Genomic DNA, 24,771 nt, shown 5'->3' on the forward strand with positions numbered 1-24,771 from the left:
TGTTCCGATCACGAGTCTGCATCTGCCGCCCGGAATTTATTGAAGTTAGGCTTCCGCTTCTCCGAGAAGGCGGCCGCGCCCTCCCTTTGCTCGGGAGTCCCGTAGAGAAAGGACAGCATCTCCATGCCGTCGACGAAGGAAGGCCACATTGCGTCCACCGCGTGGTTCAGGGAAAGCTTGGCGATGCGCAGGGACTGGGGGCTCATATCCAGCAGCTTCTTGCAGGTCGCATCCACGAGATCATCGAGTTCAGCGTCGGGAACGACCTGGTTGACCAGGCCCCATTCGAAGGCCTCGGCCGCGGACAGCATCCGGCAGGTGTAGATCAGCTCCCTGGCGCGCTTTTCACCGACCACCCGGGGAAGAATCTGCGTCGCCCCCCACACCGGCACCATGCCGACGTTCGGGCCCACCTGGCCAAATTTGCCGCTTTCCCCGCTCAGGGTCATGTCGCACATGAGGTGAAGCTCGTGTCCGCCGCCCAGGCAGTACCCGCGGACGACCGCCACGGTGGGCTTATCGCAATTTCGCAGCGCCTGGCCGAGCGCCAGAATCCGCTGCAGGTGGCGCCGCGCGCCCGCCTGGGTCTGGATGCGCTGCGCCTTGACGTCGCCGCCGGACGAAAACGCCTTGTCGCCGGCACCGGCGATGACGACGACGCCGACCGACGCGTCGTCCGTCGCGTCCCGCACAGCCGCGCAGAGTTCTTCATAGGTCTTGGTCCGCAGCGCATTGAGGCAGTGTGGACGATTGATCGTTACATAGGCGACGTGGTCGACCTTCCGGTAGAGTACGTCCTCGAAGGCATCCAGCGCTGTCATCTTAACCATCGATCTGCTGCTCTCTGCTGCGGCCTGCGTGAAGACCGTCCCCTGGCGGCGGCGCCATGCACCTTGCGGTGACAAGCTCGCGCGCCCCAGTTCCGGCCGCAAGCCACGAGTCACCACAAGCGTGCTCCTATCGTTATAGAAACGTTTCCATTTTTATGTCAAGACCGGATTTGGAGCGGTGATGGACTATGTCGTCGCCTGCGGGCCTGTCGACTTCGCCAGGTTCAGCGCGATGTCCACGATCATGTCCTCCTGGCCGCCGACCATTCCCCGACGACCGGCTTCGACGAGGATGTCACGGGTATCGACCCCGTACCTTTTGCCGGCGTCTTCGGCATGGCGCAGGAAAGACGAGTAGACGCCTGCGTATCCCAGGGTCAGCGTCTCGCGGTCGACGCGAACGGCTCTGTCCTGCAACGGCCTCACCAGCGCCTCGGCGGCATCCTGAAGCTTGAAGAGATCGCAATTGTGCTGCCAGCCTTGAAGATTCGCGACGGCGACAAAGGCTTCGATGGGACAGTTGCCCGCCCCGGCTCCAATCCCGGCCAGCGACGCATCGACGCGATAGGCGCCGTGCTCCACGGCTATGACCGAATTGGCGACCGACAAGGACAGGTTCTCATGCATATGGGCGCCGACCTGGGTGGACGGCTTCAACGCCGCGCCGAACGCATCCATTCGGGCCGCAACATCGCTTGGGATCAGCCGTCCGCCCGAATCGGTGCAGTAGACGCAGTCGGCGCCGTAGTCCTCCATTAGTTTCGCCTGTCGCGCGAGACCGGCAGGGTCGGTCATATGGGCCATCATCAGGAACCCTGACACGTCCAGGCCCATGTCCTTCGCGGCGGCGATATGCTGCGCGGCCACGTCGGCCTCGGTGCAATGCGTCGCCACGCGCACCGAAGTCACTCCCATGTCCCGCGCGCGCCGGAGATCCGCGATCGTGCCGATCCCTGGGATCAGCAGCGTCGTCAGCTTGGCCGACCTGCATACTTTTGCCGCTTCGCCGATCCACTGCGCGTCGGTGCATTTACCGAACCCATAGTTGAATGTGGAGCCGGTCAGCCCGTCGCCGTGTGCGACCTCGATGGCATCCACGCCCGCCTCGTCCAAGGCCTCGGCGATGGCGCGGATATGGCCCGGATCGTATTGATGCCGCAGCGCGTGCATCCCGTCCCGGAGCGTCACGTCCTGGATATAGACCCGCGTCTGGCTCACCCTGCGACCCCTTCCCATTTCCGCACGCGTGCGAATTGTTCGGCGGTCTTCATCGCCGCCGACGTCATGATGTCCAGATTTCCGGCGTACTTCGGCAGATAATGTCCGGCGCCTTCGACCTCCAGGAAGGTCGATACTTTCAGGCCGGTAAATGACCGGCCGAGTTCCGGAATAAACAGCGGTGCGTTGGATCCGATGTTCTCGAACTGTATGTCCTGTTTGAGCCTGTACCCGGGTACATAGGATCGAACCTTTGCCACCATCTCGTGCACGGCATCGCTTATGGCTTCCCTGCTTCCGGATTCGCACAGGCAATATACCGTGTCGCGCATGATGAGCGGCGGCTCGGCCGGGTTGAGGATTATGATGGCCTTCCCGCGCTTCGCGCCGCCGATCTTTTCGATCGCCGCCGCGGTTGTTTCGGTGAATTCGTCGATGTTGGCGCGGGTTCCCGGCCCGGCGGATTTGGAGGCGATCGAAGCGACGATCTCGCCGTAGACGACCGGCGCGACACTGTTGACGGCGGCCACGATCGGTATGGTCGCTTGGCCGCCGCAGGTCACCATGTTGACGCTGCTGGCATCGAGATTGGCTTCCAGGTTCACGGGCGGCACGACGAACGGGCCGATCGCCGCCGGCGTGAGATCGATCACCTGCTTCCCTTCGGACACCAGCACGGCGTGATGCCGCAGATGGGCCCGTGCGGAGGTCGCATCGAATACGATGCGGATGTCGGAAAAACAGGGCATGCGCCGCAGTCCGTCCAGCCCTTCGCTCGTCGTCTCTATCCCTAGCCGGCGCGCGCGCGCCAGCCCGTCGGATTCCGGATCGACGCCAACGAGCGCCGACACTTCAAGCGTGGCCGACCCCCTCGCTATCTTGACCATCAAATCCGTGCCGATGTTCCCAGATCCGATTATTGCGCATTTGACTTTTGGCACCGTCGCCACCTTTTGGGTTTCCGATCAGAAGCGTGCTGTGGCACTTGGCCGAATGAGTCGGGGCCGTGCGGCTCTCGCAGTGCAGCATCTGCCAGGTCGGGTCGGCCAGGACAATCCACACATGCGGATTGGTAACGTTTCCATGTTGCTATGTCAAACATTGTGTGGCAGATTCTGGCTGCGGCATTCATGGAATTACATCTTGACCCGAGCGGATCAGAAAAACTCATCATCGTCTCCAGCCTCCGCGACCATAAAGGACGTCGCCAGGGAGGCCGGAGTCGGCATCGGAACGGTTTCGCGCGTGGTCAACTCGGTCGAGGGCGTGAAGGCGAAGACCCGGCATCGGGTGGAAACGGCCATCCTCCGACTGGGGTACAATCCGAACCCGATCGCGCAGTCGATGCGAAACGGACTGCTGAAAACCTTCGCCTACGTGGCGCGCGACTTCTCCGTGCCCATCCTCAACATGTTTGTTGACGCCATGCAGTCGGTCCTCGATTCGAAGGGCTTCGGATTGCAGGTGGCCTCATCTTATCATGACGGCACCCGCGAGATCGCAATCCTGAAAAGGCTGGCGATGCGGCGCGCTGACGGCATCGTCGTGGCGACGTCCGCCGAGGATGACCCCAACCTGCTCAAAGTATTGCGTGAATTGCCAATTCCGGTGGTGCTGCTCGATCGCGACAATCCCGCGGAGCTGGACAGCGTCCTCGTCGATCATCGATCGGGAACCAGGGCGGGCGTGCAGCATCTTCTGGCCATGGGCCACAGGCGTGTCGCGCTCATTTCCGGTCAGCCGAACGTGCGGCCGGCAATCGAGCGGCTGGCAGGGTTTCGCGACGCTTTCCTGCATTCCGGTCTGACCGTCCCTGACGAGATGATCCGGCTCGGGTCGTTCAGCACCGAATTTGCTTACAGCGAGGCCGCCATGCTGTTCCGGCTGCGCGAGCGGCCGACCGCCGTGTTTGCGGGCGGCACCGCCATGCTGGCCGGTGTAATCAGGGCGGCGCGCGACGCCGCTCTGAAAATCCCCGAGGACCTGTCGGTGATCAGCGGCGCCGACAGCGAGCTGGCGCAGCTCTATCAGCCCGGCATCACAACCGTGCGGTGGCAGCATGACCAGCTCGGCGTGGTGGCTGCGAAGTTCCTGCTGCGCCGCCTCGAAACCGGCAAACTGCCAAGGCAAAGCATGATTTTCCCGACCGAACTTATCCAGCGCGGATCTTGCTCGCCGCCCCACAGCGCAAGCCCTGATTTCGCGCCGTCTTCATTTTGAGACGCATTTGCGCGGGCGAATGCGTCCGGCACCCACTTCCCGAGGTTCCGCCATGACAACTGGTTTCAACGAAACGGCAATAGATATCGGCATCCGGCGGTCCTTTGAAACCCTGGCGATCGACGAACCAGCCGAGCATATCATTCGTGTCGCGCTGAATCGCCCGGCCGCGGCCAACTCCCTCACAACCATGATGGGGCGCGAGATCACTGAGGTGTTTCATTTCCTCATCTGCAACCCCTCTGCCTTTCGCTGCGCCATCCTGACGGGCACTGGCGATCGCGTTTTCTGCGCCGGCGCCGACCTGAAGGAGCGCGACGGCATGACGGATTCGGATTTCTTTGCGCAGCACCGGATATTCGAACGCATGGTTCGGACTGTCTGGGAATGCCCAATCCCGATCATCGCCGCGCTGAACGGTCACACGATGGCTGGAGGACTCGAACTGGCCCTCAACTGCGATTTCGCCTATGCGGCCGCGCACGCCAAATTCGGATTCCCTGAGGTCAAACGCGGGATCATGCCAGGAGGGGCGGGCACGCAGCAACTTCCGCGCAAGATCGGGGAATCGCGGGCCAGGGAGATCATCCTGACCGGGGATACGTTTTCGGCGGGCGACGCGCTGTCATGGGGGCTGATCAACCTCACGTGTCCTTCCGGCGAACTTCAAGATCGTGTGCTCGCCACAGCTGGGCGCATCAGGGACAACGCACCGCTGTCAATAATTCAGGCCAAGAAATCCATCACGATGGGGCTTCAGATGGACGTTCGCACGGGAATGTTCTTCGAGATTGAGGCCTATAACCGTCTCGTTTCCACGGAAGATCGGATGGAAGGCGTCAAGGCCTTCGTGGAAAAACGCGAGCCCATCTTCCATGGCCGCTGAACGCTGCACAGGCTGAGCTCCGCGCGGTCGGCGTAAGTCGTCACTATCCTCGAACACACGGACACAGAAAACAGAAGGGGCCATTGCATTAGAATGGAAACGTTTCTAATATGTGGTGGAATTGATATGCGCTCGCTGCGGGCGCTGCCAGGGTTCGCATATGCGTGATGTTGCACATTTGAGAGATGTCGGGCCGCGCGACGGCCTGCAGATGGTCAAGACCATCCTCACCACCGATCAGAAGACCGAATGGTTCGCGGCGGCAGCAAGTGCGGGGATCGGTGAAATCGAGGTGACGTCGTTTGTTCCGCCCAAGCTCCTTCCGCAGTTCGCCGACGCGGAAGAGGTCGCGCGCCGGGCGGTCGGCATGAGGACTTTCAAGGCTGCGGCGCTGGTGCCGAACCGCAGAGGCGCCAAACGCGCCCTGGCGTGCGGCCTCGATACGATCAACTTCGTCCTTTCCGCCAGCGAAGCTCACAATAAGGCGAATGTCGGCCGCACAACCGACAGCTCGCTCCGCGATTTTTCCGATGTCGTCGAGGCAAGGAATCTCAAGGCCGGCACCAAGCCGACGCTCGGAGGCTGCATCGCGACTGCATTCGGATGCACCATTCAGGGCGCCGTCGACGAAGCTCGTGTGGTCGAGATCGCGGCCAGACTCGCCGAGCTTGGAGCGGACGAAATTGTCGTGGCCGACACTGTCGGCTACGGCGATCCGGGTCAAGTGAAGCGCCTTCTGCGTTCAGTGATCGGCGCAGTCGCTCCGCTACCTGTGGCTTGCCATTTCCATGATACGCGCGGACTGGGTCTCGCCAACGTCACTGCCGCGGTGGAAGCCGGGGTGAGAGCCTTCGACGCTTCGATCGGAGGCCTGGGCGGCTGTCCGTTCGCGCCCGGCGCCTCGGGCAACATCAATCTTGAAGACACGGCATTCCTGCTGAACCGGCTGGGCTTGGAAACCGGCATCGATATTGCCGGGGTCATTGCCCTCAGGCGGAAAATCGAAGGCTGGTTGCCGGAGGCGGAATTCGCCGGAGCGATCGCGAGGGCCGGGATGCCCAGAACCGACGTGGAGTTTGCCGATGCTCGCTGAAAATGAACACGCAAATGCGCCGATCTCGGTTGAGATGGGGAGAGATTTTCCGGAGCTGCGCGAAGGCGTGAAGCGCATCTGCGCAGGTTTCCCCAGCGAGTATTGGCGCAATCTGGACGAGGTTTCGGGTTATCCGACCAAGTTCGTCACCGCCCTCACCGAGGCGGGATATCTTGGGGCCCTGATACCGGAGGAGCTCGGCGGTTCCGGTCTTCCTCTGCGGGCTGCCGCGGTGATCCTGGAGGAAATCAACGCCAATGGATGCGTTGCCAGCCCTGCCCATGCCCAGATGTACATCATGGGCACACTTCTCAGGCATGGAAGCACCGAGCAGAAGGCCCGATATCTGCCTGCGATCGCCAGCGGCAAACTTCGACTTCAGGCGTTCGGAGTGACCGAGCCGACAAGCGGTTCCGATACGACGCAGCTGAAGACGCGCGCGGTCCTCGATGGCGACCGTTACGTCATCAACGGCCAGAAAGTCTGGACGTCCCGTGCCATGCACTCCGACCTGATGCTCCTGCTGGCTCGGACGACGCCGATCGACAAGGTCAAGAAGCGCTCGGACGGCCTTTCCGTGTTCATCGTCGACCTGCGGGAGGCGCGAGGTCACGGGCTGGAAATAAAGCCGATCAAAGCGCTAATAAACCACAACACGACGGAAGTGTTTTTCGACAACCTGTCAGTACCCCGGGAAAACCTGATCGGCGAGGAAGGCCGCGGGTTCAAGTATATTCTCGATGGCATGAATGCCGAGCGCATCCTGGTGGCGTCCGAATGCGTGGGCGACGGCCGCTGGCTGCTGCACAAGGGGACGACATATGCCAAGGAGCGGGTAGTGTTCGGCCGACCCATCGGCCAGAACCAGGGCATCCAGTTCCCGCTGGCCCGCGCCCACGCCGAACTGGAGGCGGCCGACCTGATGTGCCGCAAGGCCGCTGCACTGTTCGATGCCGGCCTGCCCTGCGGGGCCGAGGCCAACATCGCCAAGATGCTTGCGTCCGAGGCGACCTGGAAGGCGGCCGACACGACAATGCAGACCCATGGTGGGTTCGGCTTTGCCCAAGAATACGATATCGAAAGGAAATGGCGCGAAGTCCGTTTATACCAGACCGCGCCGATCTCGACGAATATGATCCTGGCCTATGTGGGGCAGCATATTCTGGGGCTGCCGCGATCCTATTGAAGTGTTTGCCCGCCAGGGCCAATCGGGAGGACAATTGGTGTTCGAACGCTATTCACACTACACACGCCTGAAATTCGACATGCCCGCGCCTCGTGTGCTGCGCGTGGCGCTGAACACCGATACGCCCCTCAACCTGATGGATTCGGCGCTGCATCGCGAGGTGGGCGAGATCTGGCGCGATATCGAGGCGGACGAGAGCGTTTCAGCAGTCATCTTGACCGGCAACGACAAAGCGTTCTCCGCCGGCGGCGACCTTCGTCGGCATTCGGCCGTTCCCAGCTTCGAGGAGCGGATGGCGATGATGAAGGAAGCCCACAACATCGTCTACAATATGATCAACTTTCCAAAGCCGATTGTCACCGCGATCAGGGGATGGGCGGTCGGCGCCGGCCTGGCCTGTGCGCTGCTCGGGGACATAACCATCGCCGCGAAGGATGCGAAGCTGCGCGATGGCCACGCCAAGCTGGGAGTCGCCGCCGGAGACCATGCGGCGATCATCTGGCCGCTTCTATGCGGCATGGCGAAGGCCAAGTACTATCTCCTGCTTTGCGAAACCATAACCGGTCAGGAAGCCGAACGGATCGGGCTGATTTCACTCGCGGTGGAGAGTGACGAACTGGACGAGCGCTCGATCGCGGTCGCGTCCCGCCTAGCGCAAAGTTCCCCTCTGGCCATGCGCACCATCAAATCCTCGATGAACAATTGGCTGCGTCAGGCCGGCCCGATCTTCGACCACTCCCTCGCACTGGAAGTCATGAGCTTCTTCGGACCTGACTATGCCGAGGGAAAGGCGGCGATACTGGAAAAACGCGAACCCGACTATTACCGGAGCCAGGCCGAAAGCACCGTCTCCTAGGAATTCTCGCCCGGCGCGTCAGCATCCGCCAGATATGCGTCGCAGAACAGCCGCAGCACGGCAGACCAGGAGCGCCTAACTGCCACTTCGATAGAAACGTTTCAAATTTGGCGTGGCGCGTGCTCGGTCGTCGGATTTTGCGGGTGGCCCTGCTGCTCTTCAACCGGGCCCGCCGCGGCCTGCCCATCTGTTCGATATTTCCTTAGGAGGTCTTCCATGATGTTCAGTCTCTCAAGCGAGCAGCGCTTGATCCAGGAATCGATGGCGAAGCTCGTTGCCCGGGACATCGAGCCGGTCCTCAAGAGCCATCCCACGCATGAGCCTTTGCCGAAAGAGCCGATGCGGAAGATCCTCGAGCTTCTGGCAAGTCAGGGGCTCACCTGCGCGCGGATGTCGGAAGCCGAGGGCGGCTCGGGGCTGTCGGCCATGACGATGGGGCTGATGTTCGAGCAACTGCCTCCCGTGGTCGCCATGTGCCTGATGAGTCACGAGGTGACGATCCATCGCATCTTCATGGAGAGCAGCCCCGAGCAGCGGGAACGTCTTCTTCCCGACCTGATTTCGGCACGTAAGATCGCCTGCACCGGAACCACCGAACCCGGCGGCGGCTCGAATTCGCACGCTATCAGCACCAGGGCCAAGCGGTCGGGAGAACATGTCGTCATCAACGGGCGCAAGATGTGGATTACGAATGCGGCCATCTGCGATGTGATGAATGTCACTGCCTCGCTCGGTACCCGCAGCGATGGGCAGAACGAAATCATCCGCGTCGCGGTCGATCGTGCGGAATCGCCGTTTGAAACAGACACGATTCCCGTGCTGGGATTGCAGCAGGGCCATTTGGGCGAGGTCAATTTCGACGATTGCACTGCGTTCAGCCGGAACACGCTCGGTTCGGTCGGCGACGCGCCGCGAATCCTGACGCTGACGTGGCTGATCAACCGCGCGATCTACGGGCTGATTGCCGTTCATCTCGCACAGAAGGCTCTGGACGCGGCCTTGGTGTATGCCAAGGAGCGTCACCAGTTCGGGCGACCAATCGGAGGCTTCCAGCTCATTCAGGAAGCCCTGTCTGAAATCGCGACTGCGGTCACGACCAGCCGGGTTCTTTGCTATCATGCGCTCGCGTGCATCGATAATGGCGAACGCGCCAACCAGGTTTCGGCGATGGCAAAGAGATATTCTATCGCGCAGAGCCAAAAGGCCATCACCCTGGCTATGGAGATTCACGGCGCCATGGGCATCAGTCGCGAGGTCGGGCTGGAGCAGCTCTATCGGGACGTAAGGATGCTGCCGATACCCGACGGCACCAACCAGATCTTAACCCTCATTGAGGGTCGCGAATTGACCGGTCTACCCGCCTTCCGGGGGTAGGTCGTTGCTTGGCTCCGAATTCTCATCACGTTGCGGACTCGGGCGACGAGTCTGCAATTGTGAATGATGTTCCTTGGGATGCAATGATCAGCAAGATCCTTGTCGCAAACCGGTCCGAAATCGCCATTCGCGTGTTCCGAGCGGCCAACGAACTGGGGCTGAAGACCGTCGCGATCTGGGCCGAGGAGGACAAATATTCGCTGCATCGCTTCAAGGCCGACGAGAGCTACCAGGTCGGGCGCGGGCCGCATCTCGACCGCGACATGGGGCCGATCGAGAGCTACCTGTCGATCGAGGAGGTGATCCGCGTCGCAAAACTGTCGGGCGCCGACGCTATCCATCCCGGCTACGGCCTGCTTTCGGAAAGCCCCGAATTCGCCGAGGCGTGCGCTGCCGCCGGCATCACCTTCATCGGCCCGAAGCCGGCGACGATGCGCCGCCTCGGCAACAAGGTCGCCGCCAGGAACCTCGCCATCGAGGTCGGCGTGCCGGTCATTCCCGCGACCGATCCGCTGCCCGACGACATGGAGGCCGTGAAGAAACTGGCAGCCGAGGTCGGCTATCCGGTGATGCTAAAAGCCTCCTGGGGCGGCGGCGGGCGCGGCATGCGCGCCATCCGCAACGAGGCCGACCTGGTGCGCGAGGTCGTCGAGGGCAAGCGCGAGGCGAAGGCGGCCTTCGGCAAGGACGAGGTCTATCTCGAGAAGCTGATCGAGCGCGCCCGCCATGTCGAGGTGCAGATCCTCGGTGACACGCACGGCACAGCGGTGCATCTCTTCGAGCGCGACTGCTCGATCCAGCGCCGCAACCAGAAGGTCGTCGAGCGCGCCCCAGCGCCCTACCTCTCCGACGAACTCAGGCAGGAGCTCTGCGGCTACGCACTGAAGATCGCCAGGGAGACCGACTATGTCGGCGCCGGCACCGTCGAGTTCCTGCAGGATGCCGACAGCGGGAAGTTCTACTTCATCGAGGTCAATCCGCGCATCCAGGTCGAGCACACGGTGACCGAACAGGTGACCGGCATCGACATCGTCAAGGCGCAGATCCACATCCTCGACGGTTTTGCCATCGGCACGCCGGAGTCCGGCGTCCCCGCACAGAAGGATATCCGCCTCAACGGCCACGCCCTGCAGTGCCGCATCACCACCGAGGACCCCGAACAGAACTTCATCCCGGACTATGGCCGCATCACCGCCTATCGCGGCGCTACCGGCTTCGGCATCAGGCTTGACGGCGGCACCGCCTATTCCGGCGCGGTCATCACCCGCTTCTACGACCCGCTGCTGGAAAAGGTCACCGCCTGGGCGCCGACGCCGCTGGAGGCGATCCAGCGCATGAACCGCGCGCTACGCGAATTCCGCATCCGCGGCGTGGCGACCAACCTCACCTTCCTCGAAGCGATCATCAACCACCCATCCTTCCGCGACAATTCCTACACGACGCGCTTCATCGACTCGACGCCGGAGCTGTTCGCGCAGGTGAAGCGACAGGATCGCGCGACGAAGCTGCTCAACTACCTCGCCGACGTCTCGGTGAACGGCCATCCGGAGACGCGCGGCCGGCCGCAGCCCAATCCGGACACGGCGGAACCGATCGTGCCCTATCTCAGCGGCGCGATCCCGCCCGGTTCCAAGCAGCGCTTCGACGAGCTCGGCCCGGAAAAATTCGCCGCCTGGATGCGCGCCGAGAAGCACGTTCTCGTCACCGACACGACGATGCGCGACGCCCACCAGTCGCTGCTCGCCACCCGCATGCGCAGCTACGACATCGCCAGGATCGCCGGCGTCTATGCGCGCTCGCTGCCGGAGCTGCTCTCGCTCGAATGCTGGGGCGGCGCGACCTTCGACGTCGCCATGCGCTTCCTGACCGAGGACCCGTGGGAGCGCCTGGACAAGGTGCGCGAGGCAGCGCCCAACATCCTGCTGCAGATGCTTTTCCGCGGCGCCAACGGCGTCGGCTACACCAATTATCCCGACAATGTCGTGCGCCACTTCGTCAGGCAGGCGGCAGCGGGGGGCATCGACCTCTTCCGCGTGTTCGACTGCCTGAACTGGGTCGAGAACATGCGCGTGTCGATGGACGCCATCCTCGCGGAGGGCAAGCTGTGCGAGGCGGCGATGTGCTACACGGCCGACATGCTCGACCCAGCGCGCGCCAAATACGACCTCAAATATTATGTCGGGCTGGCGAAGGACCTCGAGAAGGCCGGCGCCCACATCATCGCGGTCAAGGACATGGCGGGCCTGCTGAAGCCGGCCGCCGCGCGCGTGCTGTTCAAGGCGCTGCGCGAGGAGACGGACCTGCCGATCCATTTCCACACCCACGACACCTCGGGCCTGTCCGCTGCGACGGTGCTGGCGGCGGTGGAGGCCGGCGTCGACGCGATCGACGCGGCGATGGATTCCTTTTCCGGCAACACCTCGCAGCCCTGCCTCGGCTCGCTCGCCGAAGCGTTGAAGGGCAGCGAGCGCGACCCGAAGCTCGATCCCGAGGCGATCCGGAAAATCTCCTTCTACTGGGAGGCCGTGCGCAACCAGTACGCGGCCTTCGAAAGCGACCTCAAGGGGCCGGCCTCGGAGGTCTACCTGCACGAGATGCCGGGCGGCCAGTTCACCAACCTCAAGGAGCAGGCGCGCTCGCTCGGGCTGGAGACCCGCTGGCACGAGGTGGCGCAGGCCTACCACGACGTCAACCTGATGTTCGGCGACATCGTCAAGGTGACGCCATCCTCCAAGGTGGTCGGCGACATGGCGCTGATGATGGTCAGCCAGGACCTCACCGTGGCCGACGTCGAGAACCCGGCCAAGGACATCGCCTTCCCGGATTCGGTTGTGTCGATGCTGCGCGGCGACCTCGGCCAGTCGCCCGGCGGCTGGCCGGCGGCGCTGCAGAAGAAGGTGCTGAAGGGCGACAAGCCGATCACCGTCCGTCCGGGCTCGTTGCTGAAGTCCGCCGATCTCGAGGCAAGCCGCAAGGAGATCGAGGAGAAGCTCGGCCGGCCGCTCTCCGAACACGAGTTCGCTTCCTGGCTGATGTATCCGAAAGTCTTCTCCGACTTCGCGGCGGCGCAGGATGTCTATGGCCCCGTCTCGGTGCTGCCGACGCCGACCTATTTCTACGGCATGAAGACGGAGGACGAGATCCTCGTCGACATCGAGAAGGGCAAGACGCTGGTCATCCGCTGCCTCGCCATCGGCGACGTCGACGAGAAGGGCATGGTCACCGTGTTCTTCGAGCTCAACGGCCACCCGCGCCGCGTCAAGGTTCCCGACCGCGCCCATGGCGCCGCGAACGGCAAGGCGCGCCGCAAGGCCGAGGCCGGCAACGAGGAGCATGTCGGCGCGCCGATGCCCGGCGTCGTCTCGACGCTCGCCGTGGCGGCAGGACAGGCGGTGAAGGCCGGGGATGTGCTCCTGTCCATCGAGGCGATGAAGATGGAGACCGCTCTGCATGCCGAGCGCGACGGCATCATCGCCGAGGTGCTGGTTAAGGCCGGCGACCAGATCGACGCCAAGGACCTGCTGGTGGTGATGCAGAAGCGATAAGATCAAAGACCTCATGATTGACCGGACTGAGAGACCGCTACGCAAACTTGGTTCCAGCGACTGATTGACCTGACATCGGCTTCTTCGTCTGAGGCATCGCTGAAAGGCTCTCTATCAGGACTTGTTCGCGAGCTTGGGTTCGACTGCTATGCCTATCTCAATGTCCAACCGGTCCGAACCTACGCCATGTCCAACTATCCCGCGGAGTGGCAGGTTCGCTACCTATCTCGTGGATACACGCATATCGACCCCCGTCGTTGCGTCAGCGCGGGCAAGATTGGAAGCCTTCACGTGGGAGGCAGGTAGGCCAAGACAAGCGTCCTCAAAGGCGGTGAGAGTATTCTACAAGGAAGCGGGCGACTTTGGCATCAGCTCAGGCATTAGCATCCCGGTCAGAACTCCGTTCGGACTGACCTTGCCCCTAAGTTTTATCCAATTTTGAGTTCGCTCCAGCGGTTTTGGGTTGCTGTATTTGGGGCGGTGGCGGCGGGTTGCCGTGCGGAGCCATTTCGGCTGCGCAGCACCACATCACGTCGCGGGTTGATGGTCTGAGCGAACTCGGCGGTTGTCAGCCAGCCGAGGCCGGAGTGCGGGCGGTGATCGTTGTAATCGCTGCGCCAGTATGAAAGCGCTGATCGGGCATGGGGCAGTGACGAGAAGAGGGTTTCATTCAGAAGGCGTAGTCGGGGCTTCGGTTCCGGAGACGCCGGCTCTACGCAGGCCTGGATGTGTCGCTTGAGCTGACAAACATGTGCGTCGTCGATGGCGATGGTCGTCGTTGGCCAGTTCTCGCTGCTGCTTCCAGGACATAGGACGTGTTGGTTCATCAGATGCGCGACAGCTCAGGGTTCATGTCGATTAGGCGAATGACGGCCGGCGGTCACCTTTGCTGTGATGGACCGCGTGCGCGGGGAATTCCTCTACCGAATTGGTTACGAGCATTTGCTGCATCCGGCGAGGGACTTCGTTAGCAATTTTCCTCAGAACAATCAGCGCTGGTGTCTCAATGGGCCCGGCATGGCTTCCCGTTCAAATCGCGCTGCATTCCAAGTTGCTCGAATAAAAGTGGTCCATGAAATGACTGACACCTCGCGCTCGATTTAGTCATCCTTCATTTCCTCAACGAAGTCGCGCAGGAAATCCGCCGCCTCAGCGCGTCCTTTGGGTAGGCACATTGCCTGTTGGACCAGCAGGAAATGATCGCTCAAGACCCGCAGTTCCGGGTTGCCTTCGGCGTATCCAGCAAGCTGTTGACGCCCCCCGGCAAGCGCATCAAGGCCCAGTTCTCTGAAAAGCGTGAGCGAGGTTGCCCCGGTGTCGCCCTGCGCGCGGACCAGTTCAGCGTTCCGGACCAGTTTAGTAAGATGCTGATCGATCGCCGAGCCTTGGCTCACCGCGATCCGTACGCCTCGCCTGTCCACATCCCCTACCGTCCGGAAGGTCGACGCCGTCGCGACCAAATAGGTGCCTTCGATGGTCATGTAGGGCGCGGTGAAATCGAGGTTCGCGGCGCGCGCAGGATCGATCGCCAAGAATGCAACGTCCCAAAGGTCCTGACCCAGCGCACGAAGGATCTCGCCTGCGGTGCCGAAGCTGACCATGTCAAGGGACAGATCGAGACGGCGGGCGAGTTCCTTCGCGAGCGTGACGCCCTTGCCGCGCAGCAAGCCGGTGGATGGATCGCGCACCACCAGCATGACGTTCGCCAGATTTAACGCGACGCGCAGCCGCCCATGCGGGGCGAACTGCCGGGAAAGTTCGGCTTTCTGAGTGGTCACCGGTTCCTCCTCGACCTACCTTTTGGCGTGGCCCCAACCTTGTTGCTCAGCGCCCTTGTCAGCGAGGATGGAAAACTATCGACAAGACACCGCCCGCTAGCGCGACGCGTCGAGCACGGGATTGGTAGTCGCTATCCCGCCCTCGAACCAGGATTCGAACTTCCGGTGACTGCACAGCCAACCCTCATCGAGGCGCTGGCAGCGATCGGTCATCATAGCCACCAAGATCGGCGCATGCGTTGGAAGCACCGGCACGCCGTCGGCGGCGTAGAGCTGCAGATACCAGGTGCATAGGGCCTCCGCGGGGCCAAGAAGCTCAGCGCGGAAATTGCTGACCAAATGGACGGCGGTTCTGGCGCCCCGGTCCTCGCGCCACCTGTAGAACTTCGCGATCTGCTCGCGGCCGCGGTAGCTCGCCTGCGAACCCTCGAACAGGGCGTCTTCCGTATAGTAGCTGGCGGCATTGCGACCCCAATTAGTATCGACGTCGTGCCAGTAGTCGACAAGCAGCGTGTGCAGCTCCCAACTGGTCCACAAGCGTTCCTGGGTCAGCGACATTTCATATCCCTCCCGCCGATACGCGCAGCCATTTCGACATGTCCCAGACCGTCGTCGGCCTTCCGATGCCGATCGGCGCGGAAGGGAGATGGCCGCAAAATTATTAATATTCAATAATCGCGCGGGAGGTGATTTGCAATGGCGGAGGGCGAAGTGGCTTCGCGCGAGATGCCCCAAAAGCGCGGTGATCGGCAACGCATGACAGCACGGGATCGGGTGCAGTATTACTCGTCATCCGCTGTTTCGACTTCAATGGGTGTTTGTCAAACTCGCCTCGCTATGGCAGGATAATTCATTATTAATTCTACAGGTTCCGGGTGAGCACCTCTCGTTCCAAGACCAGCGACAACGGGCGCGCCGCAAGGCCGGCCGCCCCAAAAACGTCTGCCAAGAGCGGCCCTCCCTTGGCAGCGGAGAGCCATCGTTTCTCGCGGCCGGGGTGGCTTTCGGACATCCTTCGCCAGCGCATTCTCGACGGGAAGTATCAGCCCGGCGAACGGATTCTGGAGGCGGAGTTGAGGTCGGAGTTCGGCTTTTCGAACGGCCCGATTCGCGAGGCTCTTCAGACGATCGTCGCGGAGGGGTTGGCGGAACGCCAACCTTACCGCGGCATATGGGTGAGATCGCTCACAGATGCGCAGATCGTCGAGATGTTCCAGGTTCGAACCGCGCTTCTGGAGTATGCGGCGGAACTTGCGGCCCGGCGCTGTACGCCCGAAATGGTCGAGAGCGGCAAAGAGTTGCTTGCACGCATCGATGACTGGTTCGACAGGCTGGGCGAGTCCGGACATCCCGAATTCCACGGCAGCTTGTCCAGATGGCTGGTCGACGCCACCGGCAATGCGGCTCTGCGCGGCATCTGGGATACGACGATGCTCAGCACGCTTGTCTATGTCAATGCGTCCTTGACCAGGAGTCCGAGCCAGAAGGCCCGCAAAATGGTCCGGCAGGTGATCGAATATGTCTGCAAAGGCGACACGGCGCGCGCCCGTTCCGCGACACGGGCGCTGACGCAGCAGATACTCGCCGGCCTGCGGATAAAAGGCACCATTTGAAGCGGTCCTTACACGCGTGCCGAGCTAGTCAGGCGGCGTCACTGAACTGTCGCCTTATGCAATCGTCCAGCCAGCCAAGGTCCTCCGCTAAAGCAGGAATCCTCTGATACCAGGTGTGGGAGCCGTGGAGCATTCCACGCATGTAGCGCAGCTCGCAGCGCGCATTCGCCTCCCGCAGCCGACGCTCGAACAGGGCTGCGTCATCCGCCATGGGATCGCGCTCGGCCGCGAGCATGATCGTATGCGGCCAGTTGTCCGGCAGCGAGTGCCTGACAGCGCAAAGTTCCGGATGCGCAAGATCCATCCCGCTCGGGACATACAGGTCCCTGAAGTCGGCGAGTTGCGAGGTCTCCTGGGCATAGCCGGTGCGATATAGCGCGTAGGATGGCGAGGACAGGCTCAGGTCGAGCCAAGGGCTCAGCAGCACCAAGGCTGAGGGCAGCGGCTGATCCAGCTCGATCAGGCGGCGCACTGCCGCGACCGTAGCGCCTGCGCCGGCGCTGACTCCCAGGACCAAGACCGGTCCCGCCGGCAGTCCGGCCCGGCCGGCCATTACGGCCTGGATGGCATCGTGCGTGTCCTCGATCGCGGCAGGCCATTGGTGCTCGGGTGCCAGCCGGTAGCTGATCGAGACGACGTTGGCGGGGAGACTCGATGCCAGACGCCGCGCCTCCGCATCCACCTCGTCCAGCCCGCCGACCACGTAGCCGCCGCCATGTACATAGATCAGCGTCGGCAGGTCGCCTGCGGCGTCCGGCTTGTAGAAACGGGCCGGCCGCCGGCCGTGGCCAAGATCGAGCACGATGTCGCGCACGTCGGCGACCGCGGGCGGCGCGCCGGTCAGCTTGACGGTGGCGAGCCAACGGAAAGACTCCCTGCCCTGTACAACGTTATCCGCTCGCCATGCCGGAATTCCGGCACGCCGCGCCTGATCACCGACCAACTGGATATGGGCGGCATAGGCCTGCGGATGGATGTCTTTGTCGGGGCGGGACATCCTGCGCTCCGGTCACTCCGCGGTGGACGCAAGCGGATAGAAGGCGTCCCATTCGGCGAGGCGCTTCTGATAGACGCCGCGCACCATCGGCAGCACGACGCTGCCGAGCATCAGGCGCAGCGGCGGGTTCTCCATGTCGACCAGCTGCAGCACCACGTCGGTGGTCTTCTTGGGGTCCTTGGCCTGCATGTCCTTCAGCATGGCGTTGCGCTTGAGGCGGGCGCCGTCATATTCGGGCATCGTCGCGGCGCCGACCGCCACCGGGCCCCACTCGGTCGCATAGGCGCCAGGCTCCAGCAGCGTCACCTTGATGCCGAAGTCGGAAACTTCGCCGGCAAAGGCCTCCGTCACGGCTTCGAGCGCGGTCTTGGACGCCTGGTAAAGACCCGCCGCCGGCCATGCCATCAGGCCGCCGATGCTCGAAACGCCGATGATGTGGCCGCTGCCCTGCGCGCGCATGATCGGCGCCGCCGCCTGCATCACCCAGAGCGCGCCGAACAGGTTGGTGTCGATCTGGGCGCGCGCGTCCTCTTCCTTCACCTCCTCGACCGTTCCCAAGAGACCGTAGCCGGCGTTGTTGAGGATCACGTCGATGCGGCCGAACTGCTTGTGCGCCTGGTCGATGGCGGCAAAGACCGCCGCACGGTCGGTGACGTCCAGCGCCAGCGGCAGCACCGAATCCGGATAGGCCTCATGCAGATCCTTGAGCGCTTCGAGCTTGCGCGCCGTCGCCGCGACCTTGTCGCCGCGCTTGAGCGCCGCTTCCGTCCACAGACGGCCGAAGCCGCGCGATGCGCCTGTAACGAACCAAATCTTCTCAGCCATTAATACCTCCACTCGCCCATCGACCTTGGCGATGAGGGCGTCAAAAAGGATCAAATCAACGTTGGAATCCGAAAACCCTGGCGGGAGTATCCCACAAGATGGTGCGGCGCACCGACTCGTCGGGAACCCAGTGGGCAAGCGAGTTGAATTCCGTGGAATAGTCAAGCTTCCAAAGGAAGGGCCGCTCCAGCGGACCGAGATGCGAGTCCAGCAGCGGCCAGTCGCTACCCCAGACGCAACGGTCCGGACCAAATGCTTCCACGACGTCGGTGACGAAAGGCTTCACGTCGTCATAGTTCCCGCCGCTCTGCGTCAACCGGAAACCGCCTGAAATCTTGATGATTGCATTGGTCGACCGGCCATACTCGAGCAAGGCCTGGAAGCCCGGCGTGCCGGTTCCTTCGGTGACGGTCGGCCAGCCGACATGCTCGACGATGACATGGACGCCGGATGCGATCAGCTTGGTGAGGATCGCCGGCCATCTTGCCGTCGGCGCGAAGACCTCGACGTAGAGGTCGTGCTCGCGGCAGCGCGACAGGAAGTTGGCGATCTCGGGGCGGTCGAACGCCTCGCTGTCCCAGGTCACTAGGCTCACCCGGATGCCGACGATGCCGCCGCGCTTCAGATCCTCCAGCTCGTCGCCGGAGACATTGAGCGGCACGCAAGCGACGCCCTTGGCGCGGCCGTTGCTGATCGCGATGGCCTCCAGCATGGCGCGGTTGTCGGTGCCGTAGGCGCCCGGCTGGACGATGATCGTGTGGGAGACGCCGTGGGCTTCCAGCGTCGGGAAAAGCGATTCCGCGCTGGCCGCCTCGTTGTCCATCTCGATGAAGCTGGTGTTCTTGTGAGCGTAGGGAAAACGCCGCGGCCAATGCGCGTGGAGGTGGCAATCGACGGCCAAGATCTCGGTCGAAGACATGTATTTCTCCGTCTGTGCGCCTGCTTCGCACTATGAGTATTAATAATTAATCTCATGGTCAAGGCGCGCGGCGGATGAAACGCGCCGTCGGCCCGGAATGTCCGTCAGCGTCCCGAAGCGGCCGGTTTGGGTAGCGCGGCGAAGTCGGAGACCAGCTTGCTCGCCGCCTGCCGCATCATGCCCTGGTCGGACGAGACGACGAAGGCGCTGACGCCGAGCGCCTGGAAGCGCTGCGCGTCGGCTGCGCTACCCGCCATCATGCAGACGGGCTTGCCGGCGCGGCGCGCGGCCTGCGTGATCTTCTGGGCGATCGCGATGATCTCGTCCGCGTCCATGCCGGCGGCGCCAAGCGCGACCGTCAGGTCGCCGCGCCCGATGAAGACGCTGTCGATGCTGGGAACGGCCATGATCGCGTCGAGCTCGTCCAGCGCCTCCGGGTCGTCGATCATGGCGATGACGGTCACGGCCTCGTCGTTGACGTCGACATGCTTCCAGATGGACAGGCTGCTATAGCCGCCGGCGCGCGGCGAATTGAAAAAGCCGCGACTGCCGCCGCGATAGCGGCAGGCGGCCGCCACGTCCTCGGCCTTGCGCGCGCTCGACACATGCGGCACCAGCACGCCCGCGGCCCCGTCGTCGAGTGCCGCCAACAGCTTCGCCGGCGTGGACTCGGCGACGCGGACCAGCCCGGCCAGGCCGCCGGCCCTCGTCCCGAGCAGGATCTGGTCGGTCGCCTGGCGGTCGAGCGGCGCGTGCTCCTGGTCGATGACGACGAAGTCGAAGCCGACCAGACCGAGGATCTCGGAGGCGTGCAAGGTCGGCGTCTCTGCTGCATGCTAAGTCACGCTCCCGATTCCCTGCGGTGTCCGCCGGCGGTGTGGGCTCGCTAGGCCGGCGGCGCTTCGGCAGGCTTGCGCACGGCGACGAAGAGTTCGCCGCCCTCCTCCTTCACCTCGAAAGTCTCCAGCGCGCGGGTGCACGGCGGGCCGGCGACCGCGCCCGTGCGCACGTCGAACACTCCCTGGTGGAGCGGACATTCGATGAGCGTCCCCTCGAGATAGCCCTCGGACAGGCGCACGGCGCCGTGCGTGCAGCGGTCCAGCGTGGCGAAATAGCTGCCGTCGACGGCGAAGAGCGCCACCGGCAGGCCCTCGACCACGCGGCCGAGAAGGCCGCCCGCATCGACGAGCTCGGCGACCGAAGCCACCCTGACGAAAGGAACGGTCATATCGGGTAGATCAGGGAATTCGCGATCATCTCGCTGTCGATGACGACGATGCGCTCCTTGAAGAGCAGGCCGACCGTGCCGATCTCCAGCACGTCGTTGGCGACGCCGCAGACCAGAATCTCCGAGGGTCCGTCGATAAGCGTCTGGATCGCCACCAGCGTCTGCCGCACGGTGATCATGCCGTCGCGGCGCCCGGTGATCCGCAGGCCTGAATAGAGCCGGCGGCAGTAGCGCGGCGCGAACATCTGCGTCTTCAGGATCGCCTGCGCGCGGTCGATCAGCATGCCCTTGCTGTCGCCCTGCATGGTGCAGAGCTGGTACCCGGCCTCGAAATTCTCGCGCGGGATGATCTGGTAGACGCAGTCGTCCACGAAGAAGTCGGGCCATTCCGAAACGCGGGCGGAGTCCAGCGTTTCGAAGTAGCTGTCGTAGAAATCGTGCAGCTCGTCGCGGGAAGGCACCGCGAGCTGGGCTCTGACAAGGTCGTTCACGCGGTCATTACCTCTCTGTAGTAGCGATACATGCCGCGGATGGCGCTCTCGGTCGCCATATGCGTTGCGTCCTTGATCTCGGCGCCGCCCATCCTGACGAGCGCGCTGGCGTTCTCGGCGTCGGGCGAAATGCCTTCCTGCGTCATCTGCAGGACCTCGCCGTCGTCGGCCGACACGAAGCCGGCCGGGCCGAAGAGGTTGGCGTGGCGGACGCGGCGGGCCTGCATCTCCTCGTCGTCGTCCTCGAAGCCGAAATGGGTGTAGATCAACTCGAACTTGTCGACGCTCCGCGGCACGATCTGGCGGGCCTGCATGGAGTTCAGCTGCTGCAGCAGGATCACCGACGGGAACAGGCTCATCACGCTGACGGTCTCGGTGCCGGTGAGTTCGCGCACGCCCTCGATGAGGCGGCTGTCGGCGAGCTGCAGCCCGGCGTCGAAGCCCGGCAGCGAGGTCGCGACCGCATTGCCATCGGCCGGGGCCGCATCCTTCGGCGGCATGATGGCGGTCAGGCAGGCATGGGCGCCGCTCTCGTCCATCTCCAGCGCGTTCTTCTGGTCGGGCCGGTAGAGGCCGAATGTGGCGAAGAACACGTGCAGGAGCGCCGCGTGGTACGGGTCCTTGACGTTCTCCAGCATCAGCTTCCAGTTGGACGGGACGAGCTGGCGGTTGTAGCCGATGATCCGGAGCTTCTTGCCGGAGAAGACGCGCGAATAGCGACCCCAGATCGTCTCGCCGACATATTCGCGGAACGACGGCATGTCGTGGCTGAACGACGCCCAGATCGCGCCGTTGACGCATTCGACCTTGAGCTTGCGCAGGCCGTTGGCCTTCGGGTCGAAGTCGCGCGGCATGCCGCCCTCGCCCTTGATGCCGCGGCGGAACGGAACGCCCTGCAGCGCGCCGTCCAGCGCATAGTTCCACTGGTGGTAGGGGCAGGTGAAGCTCTCGACGCTGCCGAAGCGCTCCTGGCAGATGCGCACGCCGCGATGGGCGCAGCGGTTCTCGAACGCGTGGACCGTGCCGTCTTTGGCGCGCGAGATGACGACGGGACGGGCACCGAGCACGGTGGTCTTGTAGGAGCCGGGCTCCGGCACCTCGACCTCTAGCCCCGCATAGAGCCAATGCGGCCCGTACCAGACGCGCTCGAGCTCCTCGAGGTAGTTGTCCTTGTCCGTGTAGATCCAGTAGGGGATCGATCCCGCCTGCGCTTCCGGCCAGTATCTGGGAGCCGCCGCATCCATCACCATCATCCTCATTCTTGACGTTCGGGCACCGCGTCGCCCGAGGCGCCGGCGCGATCCGTCGTGCAAGTCAGATTATTAATAATTAATCTCCCGGCGGTCAAGCCGCTTTCGGCGGCGGGTGCAAATCGGGCGGCCGCGCCGGTGTTCAACTGGCGGCTCCGGGGCCAGCAAGCCTGCTCTTGGCTGCCGGCTAGAAGCCGACCTTGTCGGCACCCTTCAGGCCGAGCATGTCGCGTGCGTCCTGCGGCGTGGCGACTTCCAGGCCCATGCCTTCGATGATGGAACGGACGGTGCTCACCTGCTGGGCGTTGCTTTCGGCCAGCCGCGACGGCCCCGCCCACAGCGAATCCTCCAGCCCGACGCGGACGTTGCCGCCCAGCGCGACTGACATGGTGACGATCGGGATTTGGTGGCGGCCGGCGCCGATCACCGACCAGAGGTAGTCGTCGCCGAACAGCCGGTCGGCCGTGCGTTTCATGTGCATGACGTCCTCGGGATGCGGGCCGATACCGCCGAGGATGCCGAACACGCTCTGGATGAAGAAGGGCGGCTTCACGAGGCCGCGGTCGACGAAATGCGCCAGCGTGTAGAGGTGGCCGATGTCGTAGCACTCGATCTCGTAGCGCGTGCCGTTCTCGGCGCAGATCGACAGGATGTTCTCGATGTCGGCGAAGGTGTTCTTGAAGACGCGGTCGCGCGAGCCTTCGAGATGGGGCCGCTCCCAGTCGTGCCGCAATTCGTTGAAGCGGCCGAGCATGGGGTGGAGGCCGAAATTCATCGAGCCCATGTTGAGCGAGGCGACCTCGGGGGCGAACTGCGTTACCGGCTGCAGCCGCTCCTCGACCGTCATGCTCGGGGCGCCGCCGGTGGTGATGTTGACCACGCAGTCGCTGCGCTGCTTGATGACCTGGAGGAAGGGCAGGAAATGCTCCGGAGCCTGGCTCGGACGGCCGTCGCGGGGATCGCGCGCATGGAGGTGGACGATGGCCGCGCCCGCCCCGGCCGCGCCGATCGCCGCGTCCGCGATCTCCTCCGGCTGCACGGGCAGGTAGGGGGACATGGAGGGCGTATGGATCGCACCCGTCACCGCGCAGGTGATGATGACCTTGCCGCGCTTCGCCACGGAAATTCCTTTCAAGAAGAGCGTTCGAAATCGGTCCTTCCGGTCGGGCAGATCAGGCGGACGGTATCGGGTATTCGTCGGCGTTCAGCACCCAGCCCGGCTTTTCCGAGAAGTCGAGGCGGGGCGGCGAGAAGATGTCGACCAACTGGTTGACGCCCTCTCCCATGCCGCGCGTGGTGTGGATGACCGGCGGCGGGATGATGGTGGCCGAGGGCGAGCCGACCGACAGGTGCAGATCGTCGTGCCACATACGCATGTCGACCGTCCACGGCCAGCGGAGATGGTGCATAGAGCCGCCCTCCAGCGCGAGCGAGCACTGCTCGAAATCGTCGTGGTGATGCGGCGAGAGCTTGCTGACGTCGCGCGGCCCGACCTGAGGCGCCAGAAAGTTCACCATCATGGTGGTGCAGCGCCAAATCCGCCCGAACCGGCCGGGCTCGTCGGGCACGTCCAGCGTGTAGATGCGGATCCTGAAGCCGTCCTTCGGCTCCGGCCAAGACTTGAACGGCGGAATGTTGAGGTGCGCCGACAGGAACGAGGCGCGGTTGGCGCATTTCACGGCGCGGTCGTCGGCCAAGGGCGAGAAAAGCCGCACGAACCGGCCGCCCTTCGGCAGGCTCAGCGAGCCCTCACCCGGCGGCATGATGATCAGCGCATGGCCGTCCGTGTGGCCCTTGCCGCCCGCCGCGGAGACATCCGCCGGCGTGTCGCGGTCCGGCACCAAGATGCAGTATTCGTCGCGATTGGTGCGGGCGAAGGTCGCGCCCGGCTTCGCCTCCGTATAGGCGAGGATCATGTTCTGGCCGTGGATGTACCAGGTCCGGCCGTTGGCATCGTCGTCCTGCGGTGGCTGGTCGTAGAACAGGTCGAGCTCGGCGCCGGTGTAGACGGTCGGGGTGGCGGGGCGCGCCGCGGCGGAGGCGGCGAGCGCGGCGCGCGGATCGGTGCTGTCGTAGGACATCGCTGTCACTCCACGGAATGCGAGGCGGGGCTCGTCAGTGCCACCTGCCCTGCCAGCGGGTGAAGATGCCCGCCGGGAAGAAGAACAGGACGACGAGGAGGACCGAGAGCGCGGCGACGTTCTTGAAGCCGGCGCCGAAGGTCACGATGGCGGCGGCCTGGAGGACGCCGAGCAGGATGCCGCCGGCGATGGCGCCGCCGGCATTGCCGAAGCCGCCGATAATGGCCGCGATGAATCCGCTGATGCCGATGGAGATGCCGGCATTGTAGGACGTCACCTGCGTCGGCGTCACAAGGATGCCGGCGATGGCGCCGAGCGCGGCCGACAGCATGAAAGAGAGCATCAGCATTCGGTTGACCGGGATGCCGAGCAGCGCGGCGG

At 63.6% G+C, this 24,771-nt stretch carries 23 protein-coding genes and 2 pseudogenes; 9 read left to right on the forward strand and 16 right to left on the reverse strand.

Annotation, left to right across the window (positions count from 1 at the left end; translation table 11 throughout):
- Positions 1–8: 8 nt before the first annotated feature.
- The 3 genes from M9924_21025 to M9924_21035 form a co-directional block, all read right to left on the reverse strand.
- Positions 9–830: an enoyl-CoA hydratase-related protein gene (locus M9924_21025; GenBank protein MCO5066855.1), complete on the reverse strand. Its 822-nt coding sequence runs from the start codon at positions 828–830 to the stop codon at positions 9–11.
- A 186-nt stretch (positions 831–1,016) separates the two neighbouring features.
- Complete coding sequence (gene dmpG, locus M9924_21030; protein MCO5066856.1) at positions 1,017–2,066, reverse strand: 4-hydroxy-2-oxovalerate aldolase; 1,050 nt, start codon at positions 2,064–2,066, stop codon at positions 1,017–1,019.
- On the reverse strand, positions 2,045–2,989 hold the full coding sequence (locus M9924_21035; GenBank protein ID MCO5066857.1) for an acetaldehyde dehydrogenase (acetylating): 945 nt from the start codon (positions 2,987–2,989) through the stop codon (positions 2,045–2,047). Before M9924_21035 ends, dmpG begins: the two co-directional genes overlap by 22 nt.
- Between M9924_21035 and M9924_21040 the strand changes: the two genes are divergently transcribed.
- The 8 genes and pseudogenes from M9924_21040 (at position 2,928) to M9924_21075 (ending at position 13,650) form a co-directional block, all read left to right on the forward strand.
- A complete protein-coding gene (locus tag M9924_21040) occupies positions 2,928–4,268 on the forward strand; it encodes a LacI family transcriptional regulator (protein MCO5066858.1) in 1,341 nt (446 codons plus the stop codon). The genes M9924_21035 and M9924_21040 overlap by 62 nt on opposite strands.
- Positions 4,269–4,320: 52 nt before the next feature.
- Positions 4,321–5,154, forward strand: a complete 834-nt coding sequence (locus tag M9924_21045; protein MCO5066859.1) for an enoyl-CoA hydratase-related protein — start codon at positions 4,321–4,323, stop codon at positions 5,152–5,154.
- 160 nt (positions 5,155–5,314) lie between these two features.
- Positions 5,315–6,247, forward strand: coding sequence for a hydroxymethylglutaryl-CoA lyase (locus tag M9924_21050; protein ID MCO5066860.1), 933 nt, complete (start codon positions 5,315–5,317; stop codon positions 6,245–6,247).
- A gap of 34 nt (positions 6,248–6,281) precedes the next feature.
- A complete protein-coding gene (locus tag M9924_21055; GenBank protein MCO5066861.1) occupies positions 6,282–7,433 on the forward strand; it encodes an acyl-CoA/acyl-ACP dehydrogenase in 1,152 nt (383 codons plus the stop codon).
- Between the two features lie 37 nt (positions 7,434–7,470).
- Positions 7,471–8,289, forward strand: a complete 819-nt coding sequence (locus M9924_21060) for an enoyl-CoA hydratase/isomerase family protein (GenBank protein MCO5066862.1) — start codon at positions 7,471–7,473, stop codon at positions 8,287–8,289.
- A 216-nt stretch (positions 8,290–8,505) separates the two neighbouring features.
- Positions 8,506–9,663: an acyl-CoA/acyl-ACP dehydrogenase gene (locus M9924_21065; GenBank protein MCO5066863.1), complete on the forward strand. Its 1,158-nt coding sequence runs from the start codon at positions 8,506–8,508 to the stop codon at positions 9,661–9,663.
- Between the two features lie 83 nt (positions 9,664–9,746).
- Positions 9,747–13,208: a pyruvate carboxylase gene (gene pyc, locus M9924_21070; GenBank protein MCO5066864.1), complete on the forward strand. Its 3,462-nt coding sequence runs from the start codon at positions 9,747–9,749 to the stop codon at positions 13,206–13,208.
- A 99-nt stretch (positions 13,209–13,307) separates the two neighbouring features.
- A pseudogene (locus M9924_21075) lies at positions 13,308–13,650 on the forward strand (autoinducer binding domain-containing protein).
- Here M9924_21075 and M9924_21080 read toward each other — a convergent pair.
- The 3 genes and pseudogenes from M9924_21080 to M9924_21090 form a co-directional block, all read right to left on the reverse strand.
- A pseudogene (locus M9924_21080) lies at positions 13,637–13,885 on the reverse strand (transposase). The pseudogenes M9924_21075 and M9924_21080 sit on opposite strands and share 14 nt — an antisense overlap.
- A gap of 423 nt (positions 13,886–14,308) precedes the next feature.
- A complete protein-coding gene (locus tag M9924_21085; protein MCO5066865.1) occupies positions 14,309–14,905 on the reverse strand; it encodes a transporter substrate-binding domain-containing protein in 597 nt (198 codons plus the stop codon).
- Between the two features lie 177 nt (positions 14,906–15,082).
- Positions 15,083–15,544 carry a nuclear transport factor 2 family protein gene (locus M9924_21090; GenBank protein ID MCO5066866.1) on the reverse strand — a complete coding sequence of 154 codons (462 nt, stop codon included), beginning with the start codon at positions 15,542–15,544 and terminating at the stop codon, positions 15,083–15,085.
- A gap of 404 nt (positions 15,545–15,948) precedes the next feature.
- Here M9924_21090 and M9924_21095 point away from each other — a divergent pair, with 404 nt between their 5' ends.
- The gene (locus M9924_21095; protein MCO5066867.1) at positions 15,949–16,599 is read left to right on the forward strand and encodes a GntR family transcriptional regulator; all 651 of its coding nucleotides are present in this window, start codon (positions 15,949–15,951) and stop codon (positions 16,597–16,599) included.
- Between the two features lie 28 nt (positions 16,600–16,627).
- Here M9924_21095 and M9924_21100 read toward each other — a convergent pair whose 3' ends face one another.
- The 10 genes from M9924_21100 to M9924_21145 all read right to left on the reverse strand — a co-directional run.
- Positions 16,628–17,596: an alpha/beta hydrolase gene (locus M9924_21100; GenBank protein ID MCO5066868.1), complete on the reverse strand. Its 969-nt coding sequence runs from the start codon at positions 17,594–17,596 to the stop codon at positions 16,628–16,630.
- A gap of 12 nt (positions 17,597–17,608) precedes the next feature.
- The gene (locus M9924_21105) at positions 17,609–18,421 is read right to left on the reverse strand and encodes an SDR family NAD(P)-dependent oxidoreductase (GenBank protein MCO5066869.1); all 813 of its coding nucleotides are present in this window, start codon (positions 18,419–18,421) and stop codon (positions 17,609–17,611) included.
- Between the two features lie 55 nt (positions 18,422–18,476).
- Positions 18,477–19,340: an amidohydrolase family protein gene (locus M9924_21110; protein MCO5066870.1), complete on the reverse strand. Its 864-nt coding sequence runs from the start codon at positions 19,338–19,340 to the stop codon at positions 18,477–18,479.
- 104 nt (positions 19,341–19,444) lie between these two features.
- Positions 19,445–20,155 (reverse strand): aldolase/citrate lyase family protein, encoded by a 711-nt coding sequence (locus M9924_21115; GenBank protein ID MCO5066871.1) that lies wholly within the window; start codon positions 20,153–20,155, stop codon positions 19,445–19,447.
- A gap of 71 nt (positions 20,156–20,226) precedes the next feature.
- Complete coding sequence (locus M9924_21120; protein ID MCO5066872.1) at positions 20,227–20,568, reverse strand: non-heme iron oxygenase ferredoxin subunit; 342 nt, start codon at positions 20,566–20,568, stop codon at positions 20,227–20,229.
- Positions 20,565–21,059, reverse strand: a complete 495-nt coding sequence (locus M9924_21125) for a hypothetical protein (GenBank protein MCO5066873.1) — start codon at positions 21,057–21,059, stop codon at positions 20,565–20,567. The genes M9924_21120 and M9924_21125 overlap by 4 nt, the downstream gene beginning before the upstream one ends.
- Positions 21,056–22,303 carry a Rieske 2Fe-2S domain-containing protein gene (locus tag M9924_21130; GenBank protein MCO5066874.1) on the reverse strand — a complete coding sequence of 416 codons (1,248 nt, stop codon included), beginning with the start codon at positions 22,301–22,303 and terminating at the stop codon, positions 21,056–21,058. The genes M9924_21125 and M9924_21130 overlap by 4 nt, the downstream gene beginning before the upstream one ends.
- Before the next feature lie 193 nt (positions 22,304–22,496).
- Positions 22,497–23,429, reverse strand: coding sequence for a 3-keto-5-aminohexanoate cleavage protein (locus tag M9924_21135; GenBank protein ID MCO5066875.1), 933 nt, complete (start codon positions 23,427–23,429; stop codon positions 22,497–22,499).
- 52 nt (positions 23,430–23,481) lie between these two features.
- Entirely contained in the window at positions 23,482–24,390 is a 909-nt protein-coding gene (locus M9924_21140) for a hypothetical protein (protein ID MCO5066876.1), read from the reverse strand.
- A 34-nt stretch (positions 24,391–24,424) separates the two neighbouring features.
- The coding region (locus M9924_21145) for a branched-chain amino acid ABC transporter permease (protein ID MCO5066877.1) at positions 24,425–24,771 on the reverse strand (347 nt) is incomplete at its 5' end.

Source organism: Rhizobiaceae bacterium, from assembly GCA_023953835.1.
Classification (GTDB): Bacteria; Pseudomonadota; Alphaproteobacteria; order Rhizobiales; family Rhizobiaceae; genus Mesorhizobium_G.